The organism is Arthrobacter sp. ok362 (assembly GCF_900102785.1).
Taxonomy (GTDB): Bacteria; Actinomycetota; Actinomycetes; order Actinomycetales; family Micrococcaceae; genus Arthrobacter.
In genome coordinates, this window is the sequence record NZ_FNGC01000009.1 from 235,353 (window position 1) to 241,809 (window position 6,457).

The following is a 6,457-nucleotide window of genomic DNA, read 5'->3' on the forward strand; positions in this document are numbered from 1 at the left end:
CGCCTCCGAATTCCAGGGTTCCGCCTACGGTTCTCCGAACCCCGAGCCGACCAGGCGCTCCAGATAGCCGACCGCCTTGGCGGCATCCGGGCCGCTGGCCTCCACATGCAGGACGGTTCCCTTGCCGGCGGCCAACATCATGAGCTCCGTCATGGAGGCACCATCGGCGCCGTTGACAGTCACATCGGCGTCCATGGCAGACAGGCCGCCCGCAATCTTCGCAGCCGGCCGGGCATGCATGCCGGCCCGGTTGACGAGTTCGAAGTCCCCCGTGGCGTCCGGCGGCTGCTGGTGCACATGCTCGGCCTCCGCGGGGTGGGCCGGGGGCCGGTAGACGGCCTCGGCCGCGTCCTTCACCGCCGCCGCTTCGGCTCCCGCCTGGGCAGCCACCGCGGCCGCCACCAGTCCTTCCACCAAGGGGGCGTCCGCGATCAGCACCGATCCCGGATCCGCTGCGAACTCCGCTGCGGACTCGGCCGTCATCACCGCGGATCCGAGGTCGGCGAGCACCACCACCCCGTCACCGGCGGCCTGCTCCAGGGCCGCCATGACCTTCTCCAGGCTCGTGCCGATGCGGCCGTCGTCGGTGCCACCGGCGGGGAGGATCAGGACGTCGGGGGCCATCTGGGCGGCGAGCTCGGCGGCGCCGTCCGCGATCTTGGCGCTGTGCGAGACAACCACCAGCCGGACTGTCATTCGGTCGCTCCGGCGGCGGCGCGCAGGATCAGCGCGCTGGAGACCGCTCCCGGGTCGCGGTGGCCGATGCTGCGCTCCCCCAGGTAGCTGGCGCGGCCCTTGCGGGCGAGCATCGGATCCGTGGACACGGCGCCGGCCTCTGCGGCCTCCGCCGCGGCAAGCAGCACCTTCCGGACGTCGCCGTCGCCAGCCGCGGCTGCGGCCGCCTCGATCGCGGGCGTCCAGGCGTCCACCATGGTCTTGTCTCCGGATTCGGCCTTTCCGCGGACGACGATCCCGTCGCGGGCGGCCTGCAGCGCGGCAGCCAGGGTGGCGGCGTCGACGTCGGCGGTGTCACCGAGCGCCGTGGCGGCGCGCAGGAACGCGGTGCCGTACAGCGGGCCGGCCGCCCCGCCGACCTTCGACATCAGCGTCATCGCCGTCAGTTTCAGGGCCGCGCCCGGGGTATCCGGCGGCGCCTCGGCGAGCTTGCTCATGACGGCTTGGAAGCCGCGGTCCATGTTCTCACCGTGGTCCGAGTCCCCGATCGGCCGGTCCAGCTCGATCAGCTCCACCCGGTGCTCCGCCATGGCCTGCGCTGACAAGGTCAGCCAGCGCACGGCCCAGCCGACATCCAGCCCCACGGTCAGACGCCCCAGCGGAGGGCCGGAGTGTGCACGGGAGCGTCCCAGAGCGACGTCATTTCGTCATCGAGGCGCAGGACAGTGATGGAGCAGCCCTGCATTTCCAGGGATGTGATGTAGTTGCCCACCAGCGAGCGCGCCACGGTGACGCCCTGCTCGGCCAGTTTCTGCGTGGCCCGGCGGTACACGATGTACAGCTCGCTCGCCGGGGTGCCGCCCATGCCGTTGACGAACAAGAGCACCTGGTCCCCGGAGCTAAGTCCGAGGTCGCTGACCACCGGGTCCAGGAGGCGGTCGGTGATGCCGTCAGCGTTTTCCATGGGAATTTTGTGCCGTCCCGGCTCGCCGTGGATGCCGATCCCGATCTCGATCTCGTTTTCCTCCAGCTCAAAGCTGGGGACTCCCGCGTGCGGAACGGTGCAGGCGGACAATGCCACGCCCATGCTGCGCACGTTCTGGTTGACGCGGTCACCGATCGCGGCTACGGCGTCCAGGTTGTCGCCGCGTTCGGCGGCCGCACCGGCGATCTTCTCGACCAAGACCGTGCCGCCGACGCCCCGGCGGCCGGCCGTGTACAGCGAATCCTGCACGGCGACGTCGTCGTTGACCAGGACAGTGCGGACCTCGACGCCTTCTGCCTGCGCGAGTTCGGCCGCGGTTTCGAAGTTCAGGACGTCACCGGTGTAGTTCTTCACGATGTGCACGACGCCGGCGCCCGAGTTCACGGCCAGCGTTGCCGGCAGGATCTGGTCCGGGGTGGGCGAGGTGAACACGGCGCCCGGAACGGCGGCGTCGAGCATGCCCTTCCCGACATAGCCGCCGTGCAACGGTTCGTGTCCGCTGCCGCCGCCGGAGACGAGGCCGACTTTCCCGGCCACCGGGGCGTCCTTGCGCACGATGTACTTCGGGTCCGGAAAGACGGTCACGAGATCGGCATGTGCAAGGCCGAACCCTTCCACCGACTCGTCGACCACGGCTTTGGGATCATTGATGAGTTTCTTCATGGCGGTGCTCCCTGGATGGTGTCCTGGCTGCTTGCTTAGACCCTACTACCGGGGCACTGCCGGCGGTAGGCTCCCGATTGCCTCGGCCCGGCGGCTCCCTGACGGGGCTGCGCATCCCGGGCCCGCGGGTTGTTGCGGTGCGTTCCCTGGTCCTGCGGATGCTTCAGGCTTGCTTGTCGGCCCACGCCGGGAAGTGCGGCCAGGCGTCGACGCCCAGCCATGAGAACGGCGGCGCGGCGAGCCGGCCTTGACGGGAGGGGGGCGCGGCCGGCGGCCCTGCTGCGGCAGGCGTCGGGCCAGCGGTTGGGCCCGTCACGGGAGCACCCGTGCCGGGTGAGGAGCGATTGGTGGATTCTGCCGGTGGCGCTTCCAGCGGCTGGACCGGCGGCACTGCCGGAGCGCTGGCGATTGTCCTGTGGAAAGCGGAGAATTCGGGAAAAATCACGTCTTTATGCAATTTTTTGCCTCCGAAAGGATGGTGGCCCACCCCCTGGACCGGGATCAGTTTATCCACCAAATTTATTGAAGGGAAGCCCCGGGCGGACGTCGGGTTCCTGGCGGCTGCCGTTGCCGACCGGGAATCCGGCGGACGATCCACGGACTGGGCACAACCGGCGGGCGCTACAGCTCCTTGATCATCCTGGTGTTGCCCAGCGTGTTCGGCTTGACCCGCGCCAGGTCCAGGAACTCGGCCACGCCTTCGTCATGCGAGCGCAGGAGCTCGGAATACACCACGGGATCGACCGCGGTCTGGTCTGCCATGACTTCAAAGCCGTGCTTCTTGAAGAAATCCACTTCGAACGTCAGGCAGAAGACGCGCGAGACTCCCAGCGCGCGGGCATCCTCCAGCAGACGCTCCACCAGCGCGTGGCCCACGCCCTTGCGGCGCCAGGCATCCGAGGCCGCGAGGGTGCGCACCTCGGCGAGGTCCTCCCACATGACGTGCAGCGCACCGCAGCCGATCACCTCGCCGTCTTCCGATTCGGCGATCCGGAATTCCTGCAGGCTTTCGTAGTAGGCCACGGTTTCTTTGGCCATGAGGATCCGCTGGTCGGCCAGCGGCGCCACGAGCGTCTTGATGGCGCCAACGTCGTCGGTACGGGCAGGGCGGATGCGGATCGTCTCGGTCACGGTCTCAGTCACAGCCCAATCTTACGGGTGCCCAGGGCCGGCCGACTCGCGGCCGGACCCGGGCCCGGGGTGTCAGAGACCCAGCTCGTCGGGGACGGGAATGTCCTTGTCCAGTAGGTTCCGGGCCAGGAAGTGCTCCACCACGCCGTACCAAACCTTGGCGTGCTGCGGCTGCAGGATCCAGTGGTTCTCGTCCGGGAAGTACAGGAAACGGTGGTCCGTTTCGCCGTTCCCGTCGGCCGCCAGCTGTGACTTGGCGAGCAGTTCGTACCAGAGCCGGAGCCCCTCGCCGATCGGCACGCGGTAGTCCTTGTCGCCATGGATCACCAGCATGGGAGTCCGGATGTTTTCCACGTGCAGATGCGGGGAGTTCTCCAACGCCATCTCGGCCGTCATCTCCTTGAGCCAGTACTGCGCGGCGTCCGTGGTGGGTCCGAACTGGTCGAGGGCCCAGAGGCTGGCGTGCGTGACGATTGCCTTGAACCGGTCCGTTTGCCCGGCCACCCAGTTGGCCATGTACCCGCCGAAGGAACCGCCCATGGCGGCCGTGCGCGTCTCGTCGATGTCCGGGCGCTGCCCGACGGCGTCGGTGATGGCCATCAGGTCCGTGAACGGAGCCTTGCCCCATTCCCCCCAGCCGCGCTGGATGTGCTCCTGGCCGTAGCCGGTGGAGAGGGCAGGGTCCGGGAGCAGCACCGCGTAGCCGCGGGCCACCAGCAGCCACGGGTTCCAGCGCCAAGTCCAGGCATTCCAGGATCCCAGCGGCCCGCCGTGGATCCAGAGCAGCAGCGGGGCCGGGCTCGCGGCGGACGCGCCGTCGGGCAGGGCCAGGTACGCGGGCACACGGGCGCCGTCGGCCGCCGTCGTCTCCACGCGCTCCAGCGTCCCCATGAAGTGCGGGCGCTCCGCGGGCGAGGGCAAGCGGACGGCGCCGCCGCCGCCGAGGTCGATCCGCACAGGTTCGGCGGGGAATTCGTAGGAGCTGCGCAGGGCGTAGGCGCTGCGTCCGTCCGGCGCGACGACGACGTCGGTGTACGCGGCGGCGTCGTCCGTCAGGCGGAGAACCTGGCCAGCCTGGCCGCCGGCGACACCGATCCGGAATACCGGCGATGCGCCGTCCTCGTCGGCGGTGACCAGCAGGGCCGATCCGTCCGGCAGCCACGCGGCGGGACGGGCCCAGCGGTCCCAGTCATGGGCGAGCGGCGTCAACGCGCTCTCGCCTGTTGCCGGGCCTGCGACGTCGAGGAGGTGCAGCTTGACCTGCGGGGCCGCCAGCGGCGTGGTGTCGCTTTCGCTGACCACCACCAGGCTCCGGCCGTCCGGACTGACCGGGCCCGGGAAGTAGCTTAGGCCTTCGGTGTCCAGCAGAACCGTCCGGGTGCCGGTGGCGACGTCGATGGCGACCAGCACGGAACGTGTATCGGCATTAGCGAGGGGCTTCGCGAAGCTGCTGTAAATCATCGTGCCATCCGGGCTGACCACCGATTCAGCATCCCTGAGCCGGGTGCCGGCGTCCGGCGTCAAGTTGCGGAGCAACAGCCGCGGCGCGGCGTCGACAGTGGACGGCTTACCGGCCTCCAACTGCCCTCCGGATTCGACGGCGAACAGCCGCGGCTGCGCCGGACCCAGGTCCGCGTCCCAGTAGCGGACGGGGTAGCCGGTGTGCAGGATGGCCGCGACCTTGTTGTCCTTGCGCGCCTTGCGGCGTTCTTCGTCATTGTCCTCGTCCGTGGAGCCAGCCAGCACCGAGGCCGCGACCACCACGGTGTCGGCGTCCTTGGCGGCGTGGACGCCGCCGATTCCGCCGGCGCGGGACAGGGCCACCCGGGCTTCGCCGCCGTCGGACGGGAGTATCCAGAGGGCGTTGACGGGGTCGGCCTCGGGGCTCTCCGGATCGGGTCGGGCCGAGGTGAAGTAGAGGTCACCGTTGGCGGCAAACACCGCACCGGCTTCCCCCTTGGCACTGCGCGTGATCCGGCGGGCCTGTTTGATCCCGCCCGGGTCCACTTCCCACAGCGCGGTGCAGTATTCGGTGCCCTTCGCGCCGAGTGTCGCCACAGTGGTGACCAGCCGGGCGCCGTCCGGGCTCAGCGTCAAACCGCTCACTTTGGGGATGGCGAGGTAGTGGTCCAGGTCGTGGAAGGGGGTCTCGGGTTGTTCGCTCAGGGTCTCTGAGTCCTTGGCAGCCATGCACCGATTCAACACCGTATGTGGCATCGATCACAGAAAGTTCACTGAGAGTGAAACACTGCTTTCAGATACGGGGGTGCATCGGGCTGGATGCCGGGGGCAAACGCCAAAGGCCCCGCCGTCCTTTTCAGAACAGCGGGGCCTTTGGTCTTGATGCTTAGACGCTCGGGGCGATCTCCGGGATGCGCGGCTTGGCGTTGCCTGCGAAGGTGAACTTCGCGTCGTCGCCCTCGCCCTCAACATCCACCACCACGATGTCGCCGGAGTGCAGCTCGCCGAAGAGGATCTTCTCGGAGAGCTGGTCCTCGATCTCGCGCTGGATGGTGCGGCGCAGCGGCCGGGCACCCATGGCGGGGTCGTAGCCGCGGGTCGCCAGGAGCACCTTGGCCGCGGACGTGAGCTCGATGCCCATGTCCTTGTCCTTCAGGCGCTTCTCCAGGCGGCCAACGAACATGTCCACGATCTCGATGATCTCGTCCTGGGTCAGCTGCGGGAAGACCACAACATCGTCAACACGGTTCAGGAACTCGGGGCGGAAGTGCTGCTTGAGCTCCTCAGTGACCCGGGCGCGCATCCGGTTGTAGCCGGTCTGCGTGTCCGTGCCGGACTGGAAGCCGGTGGCAACACTCTTGGAGATGTCCCGGGTGCCGAGGTTCGTGGTCATGATGATCACGGTGTTCTTGAAGTCCACCACGCGGCCCTGGGAGTCGGTCAGGCGGCCGTCTTCCAGGATCTGCAGCAGCGAGTTGAAGAGATCGGCGTGCGCCTTCTCCACCTCATCGAACAGGACCACAGAGAACGGACGGCGCCGGA

General features: G+C 68.6%; 6 protein-coding genes. All 6 read right to left on the bottom strand.

Features of this window, described 5'->3' with window-relative positions; all coding sequences use genetic code 11:
- Positions 1 to 24 precede the first annotated feature (24 nt).
- A complete protein-coding gene (dhaM, locus tag BLQ10_RS13710) occupies positions 25 to 696 on the bottom strand; it encodes a dihydroxyacetone kinase phosphoryl donor subunit DhaM (RefSeq protein ID WP_091562963.1) in 672 nt (223 codons plus the stop codon).
- Entirely contained in the window at positions 693 to 1,319 is a 627-nt protein-coding gene (dhaL, locus tag BLQ10_RS13715) for a dihydroxyacetone kinase subunit DhaL (RefSeq protein WP_091562964.1), read from the bottom strand. Before dhaL ends, dhaM begins: the two co-directional genes overlap by 4 nt.
- A gap of 2 nt (positions 1,320 to 1,321) precedes the next feature.
- Positions 1,322 to 2,323, bottom strand: a complete 1,002-nt coding sequence (dhaK, locus tag BLQ10_RS13720; protein ID WP_091562967.1) for a dihydroxyacetone kinase subunit DhaK — start codon at positions 2,321 to 2,323, stop codon at positions 1,322 to 1,324.
- A gap of 621 nt (positions 2,324 to 2,944) precedes the next feature.
- On the bottom strand, positions 2,945 to 3,454 hold the full coding sequence (locus tag BLQ10_RS13725; protein WP_091562968.1) for an amino-acid N-acetyltransferase: 510 nt from the start codon (positions 3,452 to 3,454) through the stop codon (positions 2,945 to 2,947).
- Between the two features lie 72 nt (positions 3,455 to 3,526).
- The gene (locus BLQ10_RS13730; protein ID WP_175558616.1) at positions 3,527 to 5,644 is read right to left on the bottom strand and encodes a S9 family peptidase; all 2,118 of its coding nucleotides are present in this window, start codon (positions 5,642 to 5,644) and stop codon (positions 3,527 to 3,529) included.
- A gap of 157 nt (positions 5,645 to 5,801) precedes the next feature.
- Positions 5,802 to 6,457, bottom strand: a 656-nt coding sequence (locus BLQ10_RS13735; RefSeq protein WP_175558617.1) for an AAA family ATPase, incomplete at its 5' end; no start/stop codon positions are given.